This is a genomic window from Sulfitobacter sediminis (assembly GCF_040811725.1).
GTDB classification, from domain to species: Bacteria; Pseudomonadota; Alphaproteobacteria; order Rhodobacterales; family Rhodobacteraceae; genus Sulfitobacter; species Sulfitobacter sediminis.
In genome coordinates this window covers 75,200-92,122 of the sequence record NZ_JBFNXX010000008.1, presented here as the reverse complement: position 1 = coordinate 92,122, position 16,923 = coordinate 75,200, and the positions used below count along the sequence as shown (strand labels likewise).

Genomic DNA, 16,923 nt, shown 5'->3' with positions numbered 1-16,923 from the left:
GACCCGCCCACCGCGTAGACGGGGTCATTCTTGGGTGTAAGGATTGACCGGTGGCAATGTGGTCATCGTGAATGCCCGGAAGGGGGCGCCGTTGATCATCATGCGGATGAAGGCCCGGTGATTGGGTTGATGGATCAGGTCGCGTGTCTCAACGCCACCAAGCTGAGCTGACAGCCTTGGTGCATCCGCAGCCCCAATCCGGAACACGATCATTGTGCCGACATTGCCAAAGACCGCATTCAAGACGTCTGATGCGGTTTGGGTGGTGTGCTGTTGTGCCAGGACGACACCAAGGCCATATTTGCGGGTTTCTGACAGGAGATCCGCGAGCGCGTCCGTGGTGAAGTTATGGAACTCATCGACATAGAGAAAGAAGGGCAGGCGGTCTGCGCTGGGGAGATCGGTTCGGGTGAAGGCCGCATGGATCAGGTTCGAGACCAGGAGGCCGCCCAGGACATTGGCGATATCTGAGCCAAGGCGTCCGCGGGCCAGATTGATAAGCATTGGCTCACCCTGATCCATGATCCGCCGCAGACGGAGGGGCTCAGTCGGGTCGCAGACTGCCTGTCGCACCACCGGATGCGATAGGAACGCCCCCAACTTGTTGGCAATTGGGGCAATACCGTCGGCGGCGGTCTTGTAGTTCATGGCCGGAAACTCTTTCTGCCAGAACTGCAACAGATGGGGGTCTGTGACCCGGGAAAGCGCTTCCGCCCGAAAGCCCCGGTCCAGAAACAGGGTGAGAATGTCGCCGAGGTCAGCCTTTGGTTGGTCCAGCAGCACCAGTAGCGCCTGGCGGAGCAGGTGTTCCATCCGCACCCCCCAGGCCTCTGCCCATTGTTTTTTGAAAGTGTCGATCAGGCCGGATGCTACGAGGGGCCGCAGGGCTGGTTTGGTGCGAGTCAACGGATTGTAGCCATAGGGACTGCTGGGGTCCGCGACGTCCCAATAGAGGGCTCGGTCTTCCAGGTCAGCGGCCAGTTCACCGGCGAGATCGCCGTGTGGATCGATCAGGCAAAACCCTGTGCCCTGATGCGCATCCTGTCGGGCCATGTTGGCCAGCAGGGTCGATTTGCCGGTGCCAGTCTGGCCGAGGATGTAGGTATGCATCAGTCGGTCCGGCGCTCTAAGGCCAAAGCGGAAATCGCCATAGCGATTATGGGCCAGGCCAAGGGTCGTGATGTGTTTTGGATTGGGCATCTTCCTATGAGTGTCGCCGGTCACTTGGAATGCAGCTACGCCCTGCGGCCCATCCGTGGGAAACGCGCCTGACTGGGCGTAGTGACATGTAATCGACACAGGCAGACTTAGGTCGGCGTGTTCCCGTCTCCTTTCGAGGGGTGCGTCCGAAATGTTTCGGGCGGCCACCCTGCGGAAGGAGACAGAGATGTCAGAGAATATTGAGACGTATGAGATGGTTGGGGCCTTCCCCACTTGCGGGAACTGTGGCTCGACCCAGGTCGTCCGGGATGCCTGGGCAGAATGGAGTATGACCTCACGGGAGTGGATCCTGAAGACGGTGTTCGATGAGTTCATCTGTGAAAGATGCGGTGAGGCCAATGTTCCGACCTGGAAGCTTGATGAGGCGTTTCGCACGAGGCGGATCGCGCGCCTGAATGACGCAATGCGTCAGGGCGCGCGGGGCCAGGCAACGGTTGTGGTGACCATTGGGGTCCAGGCTTGCGGCGAGGCATTTGTCCGCAAAGCCGCCGCAGCTGTGATGGCGTTCGATGACTTCACCACGGACAACGATCCACATGGAGAGCATGATTTTGGCAGTATCGAGCTCGAGGGGCGGAAGCTTTTCTGGAAGATCGACCCGTTTGATTTGAAGCTTGAACGCCACTCACCGGATGCAGCCAATCCCGCTCTCACTCACCGCGTCCTGACCATCATGCTGGCCAGTGAATACTGATCCAATGGCCCGCCCTTTGTGGCGGGTCTTTTCTTGTCGCAAGCACTTCCCGGCATTGTGCCCAGCTTCGAGCAGATGTTTTCCGTCCTCTGCGGAAGCCGCGGTGTTGCCTTTGGAACAGATGTCGAGATTGGCATTGTTCAAGCCGTCCCGATCGGGCTTATCCCCAGGTCCTGCGGCTTCTAGCAAAGGAGCCATGCTAGAATAAGATCAGCTCTTCCCTGAATATTCTGGAGATATTCTGGTGCCCTGCATGCTTCATGTTGGCGCTAAGGCCATCGACGACGGCGTCCTGCGCCGGAGTGGCGCATTTGGTGCGTCCTTCGCGGCGAGCTTTTTGTATACCGGGGCAGGGCGGCCGTGAGAGGGTTCACCAGGTCTGGCACGGAGCCGTGAATTCGGAGATCATAAGGCCCGTATGGGATTGAAAACGGGTTTTGCCGACCTGTCACTTCGGGGATCGGGACCTCGGGAGAAGCGAAACGGGCTTTGCCATTTCGCTCCCCAAGGCTTCGCGCGGGGTCCTGTCCCGGTGCCTCCGGCAAAACCCGTTTTCAGGAAATCCAGATCGCTGGTGGTACGGCGAAGATGCCCCGTCCGGTACTCTGGGGCCATTATCCAATAAGCCAGACTACCATGTTTGATGAGTTTACTTTTGACCTCAAGGTCGCCCGCAAACGCGCTGGCCTGACCCAGGTCGATTGCGGTCACCTGCTCGGTGCCAGCGACAATGTTATTAGCCAGCTTGAGCGCGGTCAGCGACTGCCGACTTTGCGCGAGCTTTGTTCCTTGTCGCTGATTTATGGGCGCAGCTTTGAATGTCTGTATGCCGACCTCTTGCGCGACGTGCGCAAGGTGCTGACAGAGCAGCTCGGCAGCATGCCGGAAGCACCAAAAGGCTGGCCAGCCGAGCAGGCACGTCAACGCACCCTGGAACGGTTGGCACGGCGATTACGCGAGGAATCTGACGCAAGCCATGGCGCATAGGAACCAGCGGTCGCTGGCTGTGACAGCGCGGAGCGGGCGCCTTGGGTGCATCGTTGTTGATGATGGCGATCTGGTGATTTGGGACACGTCCGAGAAGGGCGCAGGGTCCGCAGAGGAGGCCGGGTTGAAGCTCAAAGACTGGATCGCTGAGTTTGCGCCAGATGTGTTGGTCACAGAAAACCCTGATGCGCCGGGCCGGAAACGCGGTCTGCAGATTGATATCCTGAAGCGTTTCGATGCCATCGGCCAGGAGCTTCCCATCATCAATCTCTTGGTGCGACGGCGACAATCATTCCGGAACGCCTACGAGGAAGCTGCCGACCTGGCCCGACAGTTCCCCGACCTTGCGATGATGGTGCCTGCTAAGCCCCCGATCTGGGGCAACGAGCCCTACAATCTTATTCTGTTCGAAGCGCTTGTCTTGATGCGGGAGGCTGGACTCTTGAAGGCACTTGGTGAAGGAAATGGGATACAGGACTTTTGATCCCAACCCGACCAGCATGTCGGCAAAGATGGTTTTCTCGCTCCACTGCTTCTAGTGTTTGTAACGTGTCTTTTGCGGCCCTGACTCCCCGGGCGCATCACGCCAACGCAACCCATTGCGATTAATTAGGGTTAGCCCGCTAAGAACACGCCTGCAATCAACAAGTGGCTTGCCGTGGGACTTCGGAAAGAAAGGCTTCAGCTTGGCCATCTGCAAATCGCTCAGCCAGTAAAGATCGCTCATGTCACCGCTCCGTTTTCGAAGCCGTGAATCACGCAGCGCACCGGAAATCAATGCATCCTGACCCTAAAGAATTTCGGTTTTAACCTGCGGCATATCCGGCAGCCCTGAAGTAGTTCCGGCACTCTGCGGGTTCGTAGAGATCGCAGATCGCTCCGATTGCCTGAAAGACGTCGGTGAGGCGCGGCTCCAGCGTGCCCAGTTCGCCGTATCGCAAGGCTCCATCGCGCGCCCGTCGCCGGTGAGAGCTTCAGGCGCAACGCCGCCGCGCGCCCACTTAACCCTTCTTCAACCAACTTCTGAAACCGCGCCCGCAGCGCATCCGGCAATGGTGCTGACATGATCCATCCTCCCAAATGGGATGAACCACAGATCAACGCTTATGGGAATCCCAAACGATTCAGGTTTCGCGTCGGACGCTCTAGAGTTGGCCCGGCGGAAACGATGATTTCCCTTTGGCAGGAGATAGCGCTCGGGCGCGCTGTCACGCGCTGCTTTGCTGGACCCATTCCCACGTTTCCCGCAGGCCGTCACGGAACCCGGTCGCGGGCTTCCAGCCCAGCACTTTGCTTGCGCGAGTGATGTCGAGCACCGAATAAGGTACGTCGATCTTGCGACCTGGCTTGAAATTGGGCGCGATGCGCTGGCCCGATACGTCCGAGAGCGCCTCAATCAGCTCCAGCAGCGAGCGCCCTTGCCCTGAACCTACATTAACCGCGCCGCAGAAGTCGCTTTGCGCTGCCTTCACGCAAAGCGCAGCAAGGTCGGCCACGTGAAGGAAATCCCGCACCACGCACCCGTCCCCCCAGATCTCGATCGGCTGACCGTCGCGCACTTTGCGCATAAAGGTGGCTACCACCCCCTGAACCCCGGTATGGCGCTGGCGCGGGCCGAACGGGTTGGCGGCGCGGATGGCGATCGGCTGCAGCCCGTGGTTGACCCGGAACATCTCAAGGTAGTGTTCGATGGCCACCTTGACGATCCCATAGGAATTGATTGGGTTCAGCGGGTAGTCTTCAGGGATGGGGTGGCTCGGCGCAGTGCCGTAGACCGTGCCGCCCGATGACAAGTAGACTAGCCGCCCGATCCCCAGCGAGGTCATCGTCTCGATCATAGACAGCGTACCAATCAGGTTGCTGGTGACATCGGCCTTGGGGTCGAGGTTGGCGGTGCCGGGAAAGGTTGTGCTGACCAGGTGGAACACCACATCCTTGCCGTTCAGAGCTTCGGCCAGCGCCATTTTGTCCGCGAAATCGCCCAGCATGTAATCCACCCCCGGCAGAGGATCACGATAGCGCTCCATCGCCCGATCGAAGACGGTCACCTTGTGCCCATTGGCCAGCAGCGCATCGACTACGTGGGATCCAATGAATCCGTTGCCTCCTAGCACGACCGCACGCATGTCGGTTTTCTCCTCTCCGCTTTGCTACAGGTGGTGGGGCTCTTGTGCCGCTAGTGCGTCTGTCCAGTGACTCAGGTGACTGCGGTGCGGTCCCTTTGCCGTACTGGGGCAATGCCGAATGGTACGCTCCTGCCGGTTGGTTCGATTTGATTGTTAGTGCAACATTGTCCATTGGTCCATCATAACGATACTTTCTGCCCTTAAAGACGGGTACTGGAGCCGGGCACCGTCGTCATCCTGGACAATCTCGCCACAAACAAGAATGCCGCTGCCGCCAAAGCGATGCGCGAAGCCAGATGCTGTTTCTTGTTCTTGCCGCCATACAGCCCCGACTTGAACCCGATCGAGATGGTCTTCTCCAAGCTTAAAGCGCACCTGCGCAGGATAGACGCGAGAACATTTAGCGACATGTTCAACGCGCTCGCGAAAATCTGCGACCTCTTCTCTCCGGAGCAGTGCTGGAACAACTTCAAGGCTGCCGGATATGCGTCACGTTAAAAGTCAGATTCTTTAAGCCAAAGAAAGCGCCAGCACAATTGCGCCGAATCCGATCCATTTCATTTTCTTACCTTTTCCCGCAACACCAACTTGCAATCAGGGATCTTGTGCATCAATCCATTTATGCAGTGTATAGAAACTCCGCTGCAGCCGGAAACCGCGTCTGCCCCAGCTGCGTTGGACTGCGATGTTATTGATCTGTGTCGAAATCGTTACCTTCTGATAACCTTTAGCCGCCATGATCTGCAGTGCGCCATCAAGAAGCGCTCCATAAATACCCCGCCCCTGCATCGGGGGCGATATGGCATTTAAGGTAATATTGGCGCAGGTCCCCTCACACTGACGCGCGGCCAGGAAGCCGACAATCTTTCCTGAGGTCTGGGCAACAAGCACCGGGAGCCCTCGGGTTTGCATCATGACGCAATTTTTTGCCCAGTCCACGTAGATCGCATCACAGGCATCTTGAGACAGCCGGGTGTCGGCGTGGTAATGACCGAAGAAGCCTGAAAAGGCCGCTGCAGCGACCTTGCCAACACAGTCGGCGTTCTGTGGCGCGGCCGCCCGGATCTCGATGTCGTCTTGCGCCCGTGGCTCGATAGGTTGCGTGGACAGGGGCGCGTCATAGTAGACAAGCGTATCCATCAACCGATAGCCGTCCTCTTCCAGGGCCTGCACAATTGCAATGTCGTCGGTTGCCACGCGCACGGACAAAAAGGCTATCTCCTGGGACTGTGCCGCCGCGTTGATCTCTGTAAGTGGGGCCCGGGGATCTTCGACACGTGCACATCGGATCCCAAAGCGCCGGGTTTCCATTTCATTGAATGCAATCGGCATCCCGTGACCCTCAGTGCCCAAACCGCAAGACGCGCAATCCAACGTAGATCACCACAGCCGTCAAGCCGATATTGATCACTTGCGCGATCTCGGGCCGTAGAAACAGAGTCAGCACCGAGATGAAAATAAGCGTGGCAACCAACCCCACGCCATAAGCAAGCAAGAAGCGCAGCAGGTCCGAGCGGTGGCTGGCCGTGCTCTCAAATGACCAGCGCCGGTTGGCAAAATAGCTGATGGTAAGCCCGAGCCCGTAGCATATCGCAGCGGCCTGTACCGGGGACATCGCTCCCCGGATCAGAGAGACGAAAACGGCGTAGACTACCAGGTTCGACAGGATGCCCACAAGGCCGTAGCGATAGAAACTTTTCGAGATCAAATCATCAGAATCCTTGTGCGCTTGATAGTTCGCTCTTTTCAGGGTCTGTTGTCTCTTGGATCAGGATGCTCGCGCGCCCCTGCACCTCCCGAAACACACGCCCCAGACAAAATCCATGTTTCTCCAGAGTGGCCAGGATCAGCCCGGAGAAGAACCAGATCGACAGGATTGTACCCGTCCAGCCCTGAACCGTGAACGTCCCAGCTAGCCACATGATAAACAACACAAGTGAGATTGCGGCGGCCATGCTGCTAATCGCGTCGCCAATAAGCAAGATGAGTTTCAGTGGCCAATCCGAGAAGCGGATCACGATTGCAATCGCCAGACGCAAGAGCCGCAGGAAATATTTGAGCTCGCGCCTTCGTGACGCCCATCCCAATCGATTTGAAGTTTCTTCGTCGGATCGCCTGTGAGGCTGACCATGATCGGCAGAAAGATTTCTTGCTCTGTAAAGAGCAGCGACGTGTTGACCATCCGGCGGCTATAGTTGCCGAAGTTGCCGATATTTTTGTTTTTGACCCGGGACAGCCATTTAATGAGCGCCTAGAACGACCTGGAGGCCATGCGCCGGAACCTTGAATCCATCCACGTTCCCTTGGGGACGATGACAGCGTCGACAGGTCCACAAGCGCCTCGTGATAAAGGTTCGGAATGAAGCTGGGATCATCCTGCAGGTGGCAGTTGATTACTGCGATGAAATCCCCGCGAGTAGCCTCAAGTCCAGCCCAGATCGCTAGATGCTGCCTGTGGTTTCGCGCCAGTCGGATGGCACGAATACGAGGACTCCGTGTTGGGTGCTCTTTTATCACAGGCCAAGGTTGATCCGGGCCGCGATAATCAACGAGGACCAGCTCCCATTCGATTCCTTCATGCTGGAAAGTCTCTTCCACGCATTTTGCCAGCGCGGTCAGCGCGCTACGACTCCCATGTACTGTAGATACGACGCTGATTATCGGTATCCTTGCATCCCTGTCCGCTTGAAAGGTGGTTGTCATTTGTTCTTGAGCGCCTCGGTCGCGATCTCGATTACCGTTTCCACATCGCCACCAAGATCAAAGAACATCGGCAAACGCACCAGAGTAGCAGATATCCTGTCCGTGACGCTTAAGTCTCCGGATTTGCGTCCGAACCTCTGCCCCGCGGGCGAGCTATGAAGGGGTACATAGTGGAACGGGGTTATCACGCCACGCTGCTTCATGAATTTGATGAACTCGGTCCGAGTGCCTAGCGAGTCCATCAAGAGGTAGAACATATGCCCATTGCCCACACAATTCGGGGGCGTTTTGGGAATGGTGATCTGCCTTTCCTCCGCTAGTATTTCAAAAGCCTCGAAATAGGTATCAAATACAGACAGCCTGCGCTTCCGGATAGCATCCTGTGTCTCGATCTGAGCGAGCAAGAAGGCCGCGATCAACTCACCCGGCAGGTAGGATGAGCCCGCGTCCACCCATGTGTATTTATCGACCGCGCCGCGAAAGAATTGTGATCGGTTGGTGCCTTTTTCGCGAATGATCTCGGCACGCTCCACCCACTCGGGCCGGTTAATGACCAGTGCGCCCCCTTCGCCACTAATGACGTTCTTGGTCTCGTGAAAACTGAACGTCGCAGCGTCGCCGAAGGTTCCTGCCTGCTTGCCTTGATAGGTTGATCCTAGAGCTTGAGCCGCGTCTTCGATCAAGAACAAATCGTTGGTCTTAGCAAGCGCCGCGAGACGCTTAATATCTGCAGGAAACCCCGCATAGTGGACGGCAAAGATAGCCCGCGTATTTGCTGTGATGGCCGCCGCAGCCGCGTCTGGGTCCATGCAAAGTGTCGAAGCATCAATATCTACAAAAACTGGTGTGGCTCCCCGCAGGACAACCGCATTTGCCGTCGAGACGAAGGTGAAGGACGGCATAATGACCTCGTCCCCCGGCCCGAGGTCACAAAGCATTGCCGCCATTTCAAGAGCCGCGGTGCATGAATGTGTCAGCAGAACGCTAGGGGCCTCAAGCTGCGCTTTGAGAAGATTGCAGCAGCGCTCGGTGTAGGTGCCATCCCCGGCCAACTGCCCGCGCCGTACCGCATCGCGCATGTATTTAATCTCGTTTCCGACAAGGCTTGGCTTGTTAAATGGAACTTGCAAGCTCGACATATTTACCATTCCTCCAGCCCTACGCCAATTCACAACTACTCGATATATGTAGAAGAAAAAATAAAAAACGGGCTGTTCAGGTTGTTGCGTATCATCAGCGGTCTGCCCATAGAAGAGCAGTCCTTAGCCATCAAGGACGATACATAGAAGGCGCAATCCCCAGAGTTTACTCTGCCACAACCTGCATCAGATCAAGGGCTTCGCGCTTCAGGCTAGTGACTTCGCTGAATGTGGTCTGTCAACTGTATCACCAGTCAGGGCTCTGTTGATGGCGTGAATGCCCCCTCCTGACGGCATCCAGGATCTGACAGATACATTTGCTAATAGGCCGTGACGGGTCACATTTGGCCCCATGGGCGTTGATGTTAGACGGTTCAACATGGATAAAAGTCAATCTTTGCTGGATCAATGACAGTGACAACAAGGACACTTTTTCCGAATCTGCAGACATCATCGCGAAAAAACTCTTCTAATGATGTCCACTCGGCAGAAGGCTCATAATCCGAAAGGCCATACCTTCCTCGTATAGCCTCGATGCCATGCAAGAGAGGGATACCAATAATAGCAGAAGTAACTAGACCGTACGAAAAGCTTAGTTTGCTATCTGGATCAAACAAACGCCGAAATTCTCCAGTGTACACTTCACGAGGGATAAATAGTAAAACATCGCTTTCAGTTAGGTTGTTAAAAGCCAACACCTCTCGTACCGAACGCCTTAGATGACTGAATGGTTGATCAGAATGGAAATCAAAAACGCTATGTTCACTGAAACGGTTCACTGAAAGAATTGATGTCTCCTTGTAACCAAGATTCGCGGGTAGAACTGCTTCATTTGGATGGAGAAGAGCCAGCCGGGCAACAAAATTTAGGTTTGGGTTCCACAGGTTGACGCGAGGTAAGATCAAAGCGCCTGCCAGCAAGAAAACGCAAATAAACGCAATGAATTTTGTTCCAATTTCTTTCGTATCAGGTATTGAGACCTTGTCCAGGAAAAGCGAACAAACGCTCTGAATCACCAGCAACAAGAAAAACAAATTAAACCCGCGCAAGAATGCGTTTAAATCAGGCCGCAAAAGCTTATCGTGTATCAGGAAAACAATGATCAAGATCAGCAAAGACAAAATTCCGGATGCGAAGACGATTTGGTTCTTGCGTCTGCCAGAGAGATAACTAATTAAAAATGATATCATTATGAGCGAGAATGCTGTTTTGGAGAACCCATCAGCGCCAGCAAGTATATACTTTACTAACCATAAAGTAGATTGTGACCTTGTCTCTGCAACTGCGAAAAAGCTTGAATAAGTGACGAAGAATAATGCCCAGGAGAAAATTACAAAATAAATTGAAGCTGATTTCGGCTTTATCAATATAAGTGATATTGATAAGATAAGCGCCACGCAGAATCCAGCACTTACCTTGGCCATCGCTATGAGAGGAATTGCGATCAAAAGCAGTCCCAAGTTGATTGGCGAAATCGGAATTCGATCTGAAATAATGCCGAAAATAACAGGAGAGATTGCAATTGTCAGTACTGTGGCAAACCATTCTCCTTGTGAGCCAATCAAGTGCCAACTCCCGATGACCGCTGGCAGAAATAAGATCACCAAGGAAAAAAGCAGCAAAGGCTTCAGATTCTCGGCAGCCACAGCGAAGAAAACCAGAAGTAACGATAAAACCAGGGTCTCTTTTAGGTGGAACAGTAAGCCGTAGCTATCCCAAGGCTCCAAACTAGTTAATCCAAGCATCGTTGCATCAATATAGTGGCTCAGGACATGATAAATGATTAGTGGGTCTTCATGCTGTGATATACTTGGGAACCCTGTTCTCAGGATGCTTTGGATAATTGAAACATGGTATGCTGAGTCTTGATGCCATCCACGCCCAATGTCAGCTTGCAGCATTGGAAAGGTGGGATAGTATTTAAGGAATTGATCGCTTGTTGAATTCGCCAAGAGAACCAGCAGAAGCGTCAGAAAAATAGCCGGAGCTATATGATTGCCCTTTTCTTTTGAGACGGACACTTTCGGTTGGCTGATTATCATCAAGATTGTTAACGAAGTGAGGAGTAAAAGGAAAATCGAAGAGATAAATAATACGTCCAAAATGCGAAACTGTTGAAAAACTAGAACAGCATATGAAATCTGGATACTGAAAAAAAATACCACTGCGAAAAAGCAAGAGGTCTGCGTTGAGGTAAGTTTATCTAACATTTCTAATTACCAGATTCGGGACGGTAGTATGGTGGCTTATTGAAAGTTCCAAATTGAACTTGCTCTGGTTCTTCACGACTTGCAAGAGCACTGTCGAAAGAGTTTGGCTTGAGCCAGAGCAGAGCGTTCCCGCATAGCTTTGATGATGTAACCGCCCCCGACGGCATCGATATGCCAAGGTGGGTCTGGGATGATCCACAAATGAGGACGGTCACATCATCAAAGCCTCCCAGGCTGGTGAAGTACGATCTTGCCAGCTTGGTTCATGTTCGTCCTAATCGTCGTGACGCTTGGCATGCATGGAACCTATGTCGGGCGTGTTTTCTTGCAAGTGAAGATGTGACCACGCATTATCGTAGAGGCGAAGCAATTGTAGAGGAGAAGCTATGCGATCCAGGGTCTCAGAGACTGTCCGCAACTATATTCGCGGGATACCGAAAGGGGATACTTATCTCGAAGAGGCTCAATTTGGCTTGCGGCGAATACTACCGCTGCTCGACAACTTGCCAGAGGGTGGGCGAGTACTGGAAGTGGGCTCAGGTCCCTGCATTGTGTTGGCAGAGATCACCGCTCGTTTCCCAAAGCTCACGATTAAGGGAATCGAGCCGATGAGCGACGGCTTTGCTTTCTTCGACGACTTCGTGAGCAAGATGCAGTCTGAGCAGGCCGAGATGGATATTTATCTCGGTGGCTATGAGAGCTTCCCCACTAAGCGAGAGTGGGATTTGATCTTTCTGGTCAACGTTTTCGAGCACTTACCAGACTGGCGGGATTTCTTGAGTTTCGTTGCTCGTTCTCTCGCACCTGGCGGAAGTTGTGTGGTCCTATGTCCAAACTACGGCTTTCCATACGAATCGCACTTTAAATTGCCGGTTGTTGTGAATAAGCGGATCACCGGTGCACTATTCCGAAAGCGGATTGCGCGTTTTGAGAGCGAGAACGAAAGTACAGGTCTTTATCGAAGCCTTAATTTTGTGACTCTTGCCCAAGTCCGTAGTGCTGCGCCATCGGTGGGACTTAATTTGAAAGTAAACCCCGAAATCATCCACGAGATGATCGAGCGGTTAGATACCGATCCGGCATTTCGGCAGCGGCAGAAATGGCTGGTTTTCCCGGCGCGGGCACTCTCGCGAACAGGATTGCTCAATTTTCTTTTGAGGCTCCGCTTCGTACAGAACCATCTTCCTTATATGCAGTTTACGCTTAGCAGGGCGGCGGAGTTATGAGAGGCGCAGTAATGCAAATCCGCATTATGCGCTATATTACTGTGGGGCTGGTAGCAAATTTGGTGGGATATGGTCTGTTTCTGATACTTCTTAATATTGGCATGCCGCCGGTGCCAGCCTCGGGCACCTCATTTGTCGTTGTGGTTTCGGCCACCTATCTTGCGAACCGTAGTTCCGTAGTTGGACCTTCGGCAACCAGTGTCACCACGGTCAGGATTTGCCGCGATACCTGCTGGTTTATGGTTCAGGTCTTTGGGTTGCTTTGCTTTCGATGTACGTGCTTTCTGTATTTCTGCATCCCTCGCTTGCCGAGATTGTCGTGACCGGCTTGGCGGCTGTTGTGATCTATTCGAGTCCCGAACTCCTGCGGTTTGGGGGGTTGTTGTACAAATCGGCTGGAGGATTCACTGCATGAATCCAGTATGATAGCTGGGAGGTATGAGCAGTTGGGTCCCTACGAAGTACAAGACCACGAACTGGTCGGCTTACAATGAAGCGTTGAAACGTCGCGGATCGCTTTCGATCTGGTTTGATCCAGGAATGACATGGCGACCACCCCGGCTGGCAAGCGTGGCCGACAACCGAGTTTCAGCGAAACGGCGATCCAGACCTGTCTAACGATGAAGGCGCTCTTTGGCATGCCGTTGAGGCAAACGACGGGGTCCTTGCAAAGCCTGCTGAAGCTTGTCGGCTTAGACTGGATAGTGCCGAACATCAGTCCTTTGTGTTGCCGTCAACGAACGCTGAACGTCAGCATCCCCTATCGCGGCAGCAAGGGTCCACTGAACCTGCTCATCCCCTCTCGTGACATCGCTTCGCGATGCACTGCCGGGCAGCGGACAGTACAGGCATCAAGGCCAAAGGCGAAGGTGAATGGAACGCCCGCGAGCATAGTGGCGCGAAACGCAGTATCTGGCGCAAAATACACATCGGCATCGACGAGGAAACACTGGAAGTTCGGGCGGTCGAGATCACGAGTAGCAACATTGGTGAAGCGCCCATGTTGTCAGAGTTATTGGACCAGATTCCGCCTGATCAGGAGATCTGTAGCGTCACCGCTGACGGCGCCTACGACACACGAAAGTGCCACGAAGCCATCGCAGCTCGAAACGCCGCCGCTGTCATCCCGCCCTGCAAGAACGCCAAACCCTGGAAGCCTACGAGCCCGGACGCGCTGACTAGGAACGAGACCCTGCGCGCCGTCAGATACCTCGGCCGCGCCCTCTGGCGACTATGGTCTGGCTACCACCGCCGGAGCCGCGCTGAGAGCAAGATGAATTGCATCACGCTGGTTGGCCACTCCGTGATGGCACGCGACTTCGATTGCCAGGTCGCCGAGTTGCAGGTCCGCATCGCCATGCTGAACGGCTACACCGCCCTTGGCAAACCTATCACAGAGCACGTAGGCTCGGTCCGTCCGGGAAAAGGGGAAGTCCGGCCCTCAGCCGATTTGTGCAACAAGGCCGCGGTTTGGTGAAAAGGAAAGCGGACATTCTGATTGAACGTAACGTTTTGGAAACGTTCCGGTTTGGAATCCTCGCTGCCTGTGTAACCGAGGATAGTGCAAGCCCAGATGAGATCGATTATGCCGCAGTGGCCTAAAGTTTGAGATATGACAACGCTGATGATCCTTGGTGCGCGAATGGCGCAGCTACCCCTGATCCGCACCGCGCTGGAAGACGGTTTTACGGTTGTGTCAGTTGATCCGGACCCACAGTCACCCGGTCATACTTTGGCCCATGCAGCCCACACATGTGATCTTGCGGATGCTGATGCCTGTATTGAGCTTGCAAAGCAACATCGGATCAGTGGCGTCGTCACCTTGGGAGCAGACTACCCAATGTCTGTACTGGCGCAGATCTGCGACGGTCTCGGACTGCCCGGTCCGCAACCTGATTCTGTCTACTGCACCATCGATAAGGCTGCTATGCGCCGAGCCATTGGAGGACACCTGCACTACGAAATTAGCACGACGGCAGATGCGATTAGAGCGTTTCGGGAAATTGAAGCAGGCGTAGTGATCAAACCGTCAGTCAGTTCCGGGGGTCGGGGGATTACGATATTCCCAAATCAAACGGCGGGCGATCTGGTCCAACGGGCCTTTGCCAGAGCGGCGGGTTTATCCAGAAATGGGCGCGCCATTCTGGAAGCGTACATCGAGGGTCCTGAATTCTCCGTTGAAACCATCACCGCAGGAGGTGAAACAACGGTTCTGGCGGTGACCGAGAAGGAAACCTCAGGCCCGCCTTATTGCGTAGAATTGGCTCATTGCCAGCCCAGCAAAATTTCGCCTGCCGACTATTCTGCCTTGGCAGATGAAGCGGTACGCGGACTCCGGCTATTGGGAGTGGATGATGCTCCAGGTCATACCGAGATCCGTTTGACTGCCTCGGGCCCGATGATCATAGAAGCAGCCGCTCGCATGGGCGGTGGATTTATTGCCTCGCACCTTACGCCATTATCCACTGGAATAGATATGATGCGCGCTGCCATCGCTATTGCATTAGGGCAGGTACCTGATCTGCGCCCGCGATTTGCAAGGGGCGCTGCCAGTCGGTTTATCTGTCCGCCCGCTGGCTATGTTCGCAACGCCACGGGTTTGGAGAAAGTGCTGACTGATCCTGACTGCATCGAAGCGGATTTGTATGTAACAAAAGGAGATCAAATTAGGCCGCTAAGAGATGCAACAGATCGAGTAGGTCATGTAATTACAAGCGGACCCACCGGTAGCGCAGCAGAAAAAGCTGCGCGGCGCCTTGCCAATGAAATACAGCTTGAAGTCACACCAATGATTGTTTGAGTATGACCTCGTGGAATATTTTGACTCCCTTGTTCACGCAACATCCGACGGGCTTTGGCTTGGCGGTGACAGATATGATGCCAGTATCAAACGGCTCCTGCAGGAAATGGACAAAGCAGAGGTCAGACGCGCTTGCCTAGTGGCAATCGCCGATTTCGCTGAGAGCGCCGACGTCTATCAGTTTTGGCAGGGCTATCCCGACCGCTTTGTGCCCATTGGGTCAATGAATCCTGGCAGAGCTGAGGATCCTCAAGCAGCTACTAGAGCGGTCTATGCTTTAGCTGAGCAAGGCTTTCAGGGGCTAAAGTTGCATTCGCGACTAAATGAATATCATCCACTTGACCCGCGGGCACTGGCGGCCATTCAAGCAGCGGGCGCAGTAGGAATGGTGGTTTTTCTCGACACACTCTTCAGGCAGCGGCGACATGCAACGGCGCCAGCGGCGGACATTATCGACCGGATTGCACTCGCGTGTCCGGGGACGCAGGTAGTCTTGCTCCACGGAGGCGCCTCAGAAATGTTGCAGGTCTTTGAAATTGTACGGATGCATGCCCATTTGATTCTTGATCTTTCATTTACCCTCTTGCGTTACGGAGGCAGCTCGCTGGAAAAGGATATGCGCTTTGTCTGTGAGAATCTCGACCAGCGCGTAACAGTTGGTTCGGACTTTCCCGAATATACTCAGCAAGAGATGATCGAAATGTTTGAAAGTATTACTGACGGCCTGCCAGAAGATAAGCTTAACCGTATTCGCCATGATAATCTTGCAGAACTTTTCTCATGAACACGACTGCTTCCTCTGTTGATATTTCCGTCGTTGTTCCTGTCTACAACTCCGAAGCCACGCTGGAGCCATTAACTGAACGCATTCTGGCGGTTTTGGCGCAGATGGGTAAAAGCGGAGAGATTATTTTTGTCGATGACGGCAGTTCAGATGGTTCGTGGGAAGTTCTTGAGAACCTTGCCATCCACCATCCTGCGAATGTCGTGGCGGTGCAGTTGAGGCGCAATTTCGGTCAGCACAATGCCATAATGTGTGGCTTTGGCGAAGTGCGTGGTAGCATCGTCGTGACGATGGATGATGACTTGCAAAATCCACCTGAAGAGATCACCAAGCTGGTCGGCGCGTTGGAGAATAGCCAGTATGACGTGATCTATGCCCAATACGGCAAGAGATATCACGCAGGTTGGCGCAATTTTGGCTCACGCACAGTTCAGGCTTTCTATCGCTATATTTTCCAGACTGATATTTCACCCAATTCTTTCCGGGCATTACGGTCAGAATTATTGCCGGAGCTTTTGAATTATCAGCTTAACTATACCTATATCGATGGGCTGCTGAACTGGTGTACAACACGCATCGGCGCGGTTCGGGTCAAGCATGCGGCGCGGGAGGTCGGTCGCTCAGGGTATAGCGTAAAGACCTTACTCTTACTTGCACTCAACGTGTTTACTAATTTCTCGATCATGCCGCTGCAGCTTGTCTCGGTGATGGGGGTGCTTATTGCGCTCCTCGGATTAATGGGAGCAGTTTTCTATTTGGTGCAATATGCCGTTGCTCAGATCGTCGTGCCTGGATTTGCCACGATCGTGATAGTTATCCTAGTTGTGGGTGGAGCGCAGATGCTTGCGTTGGGTATCATTGGAGAATACCTTGGTCGGCTACATCTGAATATGAACCGCAAGCCGCAGTACATCGTCCGTCAACGCAGAGGCCGTCCTGTCGCCCGGACATTTGTTGCAGCGCAGAAAATTCAGGAGCCGGATATTGACGCATAGGCCGAGTGCCCTGGAATCTCTTAGGGTAGGACTGTTAA

At 54.1% G+C, this 16,923-nt stretch carries 18 protein-coding genes and 3 pseudogenes; 10 read left to right on the top strand and 11 right to left on the bottom strand.

The features are described from left to right. Positions 1-24: 24 nt before the first annotated feature. Positions 25-1,110 carry a type IV secretory system conjugative DNA transfer family protein gene (locus AB2B41_RS12230; protein WP_367878077.1) on the bottom strand — a complete coding sequence of 362 codons (1,086 nt, stop codon included), beginning with the start codon at positions 1,108-1,110 and terminating at the stop codon, positions 25-27. Between the two features lie 277 nt (positions 1,111-1,387). On the opposite strand from AB2B41_RS12230, the gene AB2B41_RS12225 reads away from it, so the two are divergent. The 3 genes from AB2B41_RS12225 (at position 1,388) to AB2B41_RS12215 (ending at position 3,386) form a co-directional block, all read left to right on the top strand. Next, the gene (locus tag AB2B41_RS12225; RefSeq protein WP_367878076.1) at positions 1,388-1,915 is read left to right on the top strand and encodes a DUF3768 domain-containing protein; all 528 of its coding nucleotides are present in this window, start codon (positions 1,388-1,390) and stop codon (positions 1,913-1,915) included. A 636-nt stretch (positions 1,916-2,551) separates the two neighbouring features. Further along, positions 2,552-2,902, top strand: coding sequence for a helix-turn-helix transcriptional regulator (locus tag AB2B41_RS12220; RefSeq protein ID WP_367878075.1), 351 nt, complete (start codon positions 2,552-2,554; stop codon positions 2,900-2,902). A gap of 124 nt (positions 2,903-3,026) precedes the next feature. Further along, positions 3,027-3,386, top strand: coding sequence for a hypothetical protein (locus tag AB2B41_RS12215; RefSeq protein ID WP_367878074.1), 360 nt, complete (start codon positions 3,027-3,029; stop codon positions 3,384-3,386). A 54-nt stretch (positions 3,387-3,440) separates the two neighbouring features. Here the strand turns inward: AB2B41_RS12215 and AB2B41_RS12210 are convergent. The 3 genes and pseudogenes from AB2B41_RS12210 to AB2B41_RS12200 form a co-directional block, all read right to left on the bottom strand. Continuing rightward, positions 3,441-3,629, bottom strand: a pseudogene (locus AB2B41_RS12210) (transposase); the annotation flags it as partial. Between the two features lie 79 nt (positions 3,630-3,708). Continuing rightward, positions 3,709-3,843 carry a hypothetical protein gene (locus AB2B41_RS12205; RefSeq protein ID WP_367878073.1) on the bottom strand — a complete coding sequence of 45 codons (135 nt, stop codon included), beginning with the start codon at positions 3,841-3,843 and terminating at the stop codon, positions 3,709-3,711. Positions 3,844-4,110: 267 nt separating this feature from the next. Next, positions 4,111-5,028 carry an NAD-dependent epimerase/dehydratase family protein gene (locus tag AB2B41_RS12200; RefSeq protein WP_367878072.1) on the bottom strand — a complete coding sequence of 306 codons (918 nt, stop codon included), beginning with the start codon at positions 5,026-5,028 and terminating at the stop codon, positions 4,111-4,113. A 213-nt stretch (positions 5,029-5,241) separates the two neighbouring features. On the opposite strand from AB2B41_RS12200, the gene AB2B41_RS12195 reads away from it, so the two are divergent. Beyond that, entirely contained in the window at positions 5,242-5,526 is a 285-nt protein-coding gene (locus AB2B41_RS12195) for a transposase (RefSeq protein WP_367878179.1), read from the top strand. A 96-nt stretch (positions 5,527-5,622) separates the two neighbouring features. Here the strand turns inward: AB2B41_RS12195 and AB2B41_RS12190 are convergent, their stop codons facing one another. The 7 genes and pseudogenes from AB2B41_RS12190 to AB2B41_RS12160 all read right to left on the bottom strand — a co-directional run bounded on the left by AB2B41_RS12190 (position 5,623) and on the right by AB2B41_RS12160 (position 11,080). Next, positions 5,623-6,360 (bottom strand): GNAT family N-acetyltransferase, encoded by a 738-nt coding sequence (locus tag AB2B41_RS12190; protein ID WP_367878071.1) that lies wholly within the window; start codon positions 6,358-6,360, stop codon positions 5,623-5,625. 10 nt (positions 6,361-6,370) lie between these two features. After that, a complete protein-coding gene (locus AB2B41_RS12185; RefSeq protein WP_367878070.1) occupies positions 6,371-6,736 on the bottom strand; it encodes a GtrA family protein in 366 nt (121 codons plus the stop codon). A 4-nt stretch (positions 6,737-6,740) separates the two neighbouring features. After that, entirely contained in the window at positions 6,741-7,046 is a 306-nt protein-coding gene (locus tag AB2B41_RS12180) for a hypothetical protein (RefSeq protein WP_367878183.1), read from the bottom strand. Continuing rightward, positions 7,043-7,210, bottom strand: coding sequence for a hypothetical protein (locus tag AB2B41_RS12175; RefSeq protein ID WP_367878182.1), 168 nt, complete (start codon positions 7,208-7,210; stop codon positions 7,043-7,045). The genes AB2B41_RS12180 and AB2B41_RS12175 overlap by 4 nt, the downstream gene beginning before the upstream one ends. Before the next feature lie 167 nt (positions 7,211-7,377). Further along, positions 7,378-7,731, bottom strand: a pseudogene (locus tag AB2B41_RS12170) (glycosyltransferase); the annotation flags it as partial. Next, positions 7,728-8,870: a dTDP-4-amino-4,6-dideoxygalactose transaminase gene (rffA, locus tag AB2B41_RS12165; RefSeq protein WP_367878069.1), complete on the bottom strand. Its 1,143-nt coding sequence runs from the start codon at positions 8,868-8,870 to the stop codon at positions 7,728-7,730. The gene rffA and the pseudogene AB2B41_RS12170, both read right to left, overlap by 4 nt. A 374-nt stretch (positions 8,871-9,244) precedes the next feature. Further along, complete coding sequence (locus tag AB2B41_RS12160) at positions 9,245-11,080, bottom strand: hypothetical protein (protein WP_367878068.1); 1,836 nt, start codon at positions 11,078-11,080, stop codon at positions 9,245-9,247. A 386-nt stretch (positions 11,081-11,466) separates the two neighbouring features. Between AB2B41_RS12160 and AB2B41_RS12155 the strand changes: the two genes are divergently transcribed. The 6 genes and pseudogenes from AB2B41_RS12155 to AB2B41_RS12130 all read left to right on the top strand — a co-directional run bounded on the left by AB2B41_RS12155 (position 11,467) and on the right by AB2B41_RS12130 (position 16,885). Beyond that, the gene (locus tag AB2B41_RS12155) at positions 11,467-12,306 is read left to right on the top strand and encodes a class I SAM-dependent methyltransferase (protein WP_367878067.1); all 840 of its coding nucleotides are present in this window, start codon (positions 11,467-11,469) and stop codon (positions 12,304-12,306) included. Further along, complete coding sequence (locus AB2B41_RS12150) at positions 12,303-12,629, top strand: GtrA family protein (protein WP_367878066.1); 327 nt, start codon at positions 12,303-12,305, stop codon at positions 12,627-12,629. The genes AB2B41_RS12155 and AB2B41_RS12150 overlap by 4 nt, the downstream gene beginning before the upstream one ends. Before the next feature lie 115 nt (positions 12,630-12,744). Next, positions 12,745-13,783 (top strand): annotated as a pseudogene (locus AB2B41_RS12145) (IS5 family transposase). Between the two features lie 135 nt (positions 13,784-13,918). Beyond that, the gene (locus tag AB2B41_RS12140) at positions 13,919-15,106 is read left to right on the top strand and encodes an ATP-grasp domain-containing protein (protein WP_367878065.1); all 1,188 of its coding nucleotides are present in this window, start codon (positions 13,919-13,921) and stop codon (positions 15,104-15,106) included. Beyond that, the gene (locus AB2B41_RS12135; RefSeq protein WP_367878064.1) at positions 15,099-15,890 is read left to right on the top strand and encodes an amidohydrolase family protein; all 792 of its coding nucleotides are present in this window, start codon (positions 15,099-15,101) and stop codon (positions 15,888-15,890) included. The genes AB2B41_RS12140 and AB2B41_RS12135 overlap by 8 nt, the downstream gene beginning before the upstream one ends. After that, positions 15,887-16,885, top strand: a complete 999-nt coding sequence (locus tag AB2B41_RS12130) for a glycosyltransferase family 2 protein (RefSeq protein WP_367878063.1) — start codon at positions 15,887-15,889, stop codon at positions 16,883-16,885. Before AB2B41_RS12135 ends, AB2B41_RS12130 begins: the two co-directional genes overlap by 4 nt. Positions 16,886-16,923 lie beyond the last annotated feature (38 nt).

Excerpts from the sequence above, each read along its gene's own strand:
- AB2B41_RS12200 (WP_367878072.1), bottom strand. The coding sequence starts at position 5,028 with ATGCGTGCGGTCGTGCTAGGAGGCAACGGATTCATTGGATCCCACGTA.
- AB2B41_RS12230 (WP_367878077.1), bottom strand. The coding sequence starts at position 1,110 with ATGCATACCTACATCCTCGGCCAGACTGGCACCGGCAAATCGACCCTG.
- AB2B41_RS12160 (WP_367878068.1), bottom strand. The coding sequence starts at position 11,080 with ATGTTAGATAAACTTACCTCAACGCAGACCTCTTGCTTTTTCGCAGTG.
- AB2B41_RS12175 (WP_367878182.1), bottom strand. The coding sequence starts at position 7,210 with ATGGTCAACACGTCGCTGCTCTTTACAGAGCAAGAAATCTTTCTGCCG.
- AB2B41_RS12130 (WP_367878063.1), top strand. The coding sequence starts at position 15,887 with ATGAACACGACTGCTTCCTCTGTTGATATTTCCGTCGTTGTTCCTGTC.
- AB2B41_RS12220 (WP_367878075.1), top strand. The coding sequence starts at position 2,552 with ATGTTTGATGAGTTTACTTTTGACCTCAAGGTCGCCCGCAAACGCGCT.
- AB2B41_RS12225 (WP_367878076.1), top strand. The coding sequence starts at position 1,388 with ATGTCAGAGAATATTGAGACGTATGAGATGGTTGGGGCCTTCCCCACT.
- AB2B41_RS12140 (WP_367878065.1), top strand. The coding sequence starts at position 13,919 with ATGACAACGCTGATGATCCTTGGTGCGCGAATGGCGCAGCTACCCCTG.
- rffA (WP_367878069.1), bottom strand. The coding sequence starts at position 8,870 with ATGTCGAGCTTGCAAGTTCCATTTAACAAGCCAAGCCTTGTCGGAAAC.
- AB2B41_RS12150 (WP_367878066.1), top strand. The coding sequence starts at position 12,303 with ATGAGAGGCGCAGTAATGCAAATCCGCATTATGCGCTATATTACTGTG.
- AB2B41_RS12190 (WP_367878071.1), bottom strand. The coding sequence starts at position 6,360 with ATGCCGATTGCATTCAATGAAATGGAAACCCGGCGCTTTGGGATCCGA.
- AB2B41_RS12155 (WP_367878067.1), top strand. The coding sequence starts at position 11,467 with ATGCGATCCAGGGTCTCAGAGACTGTCCGCAACTATATTCGCGGGATA.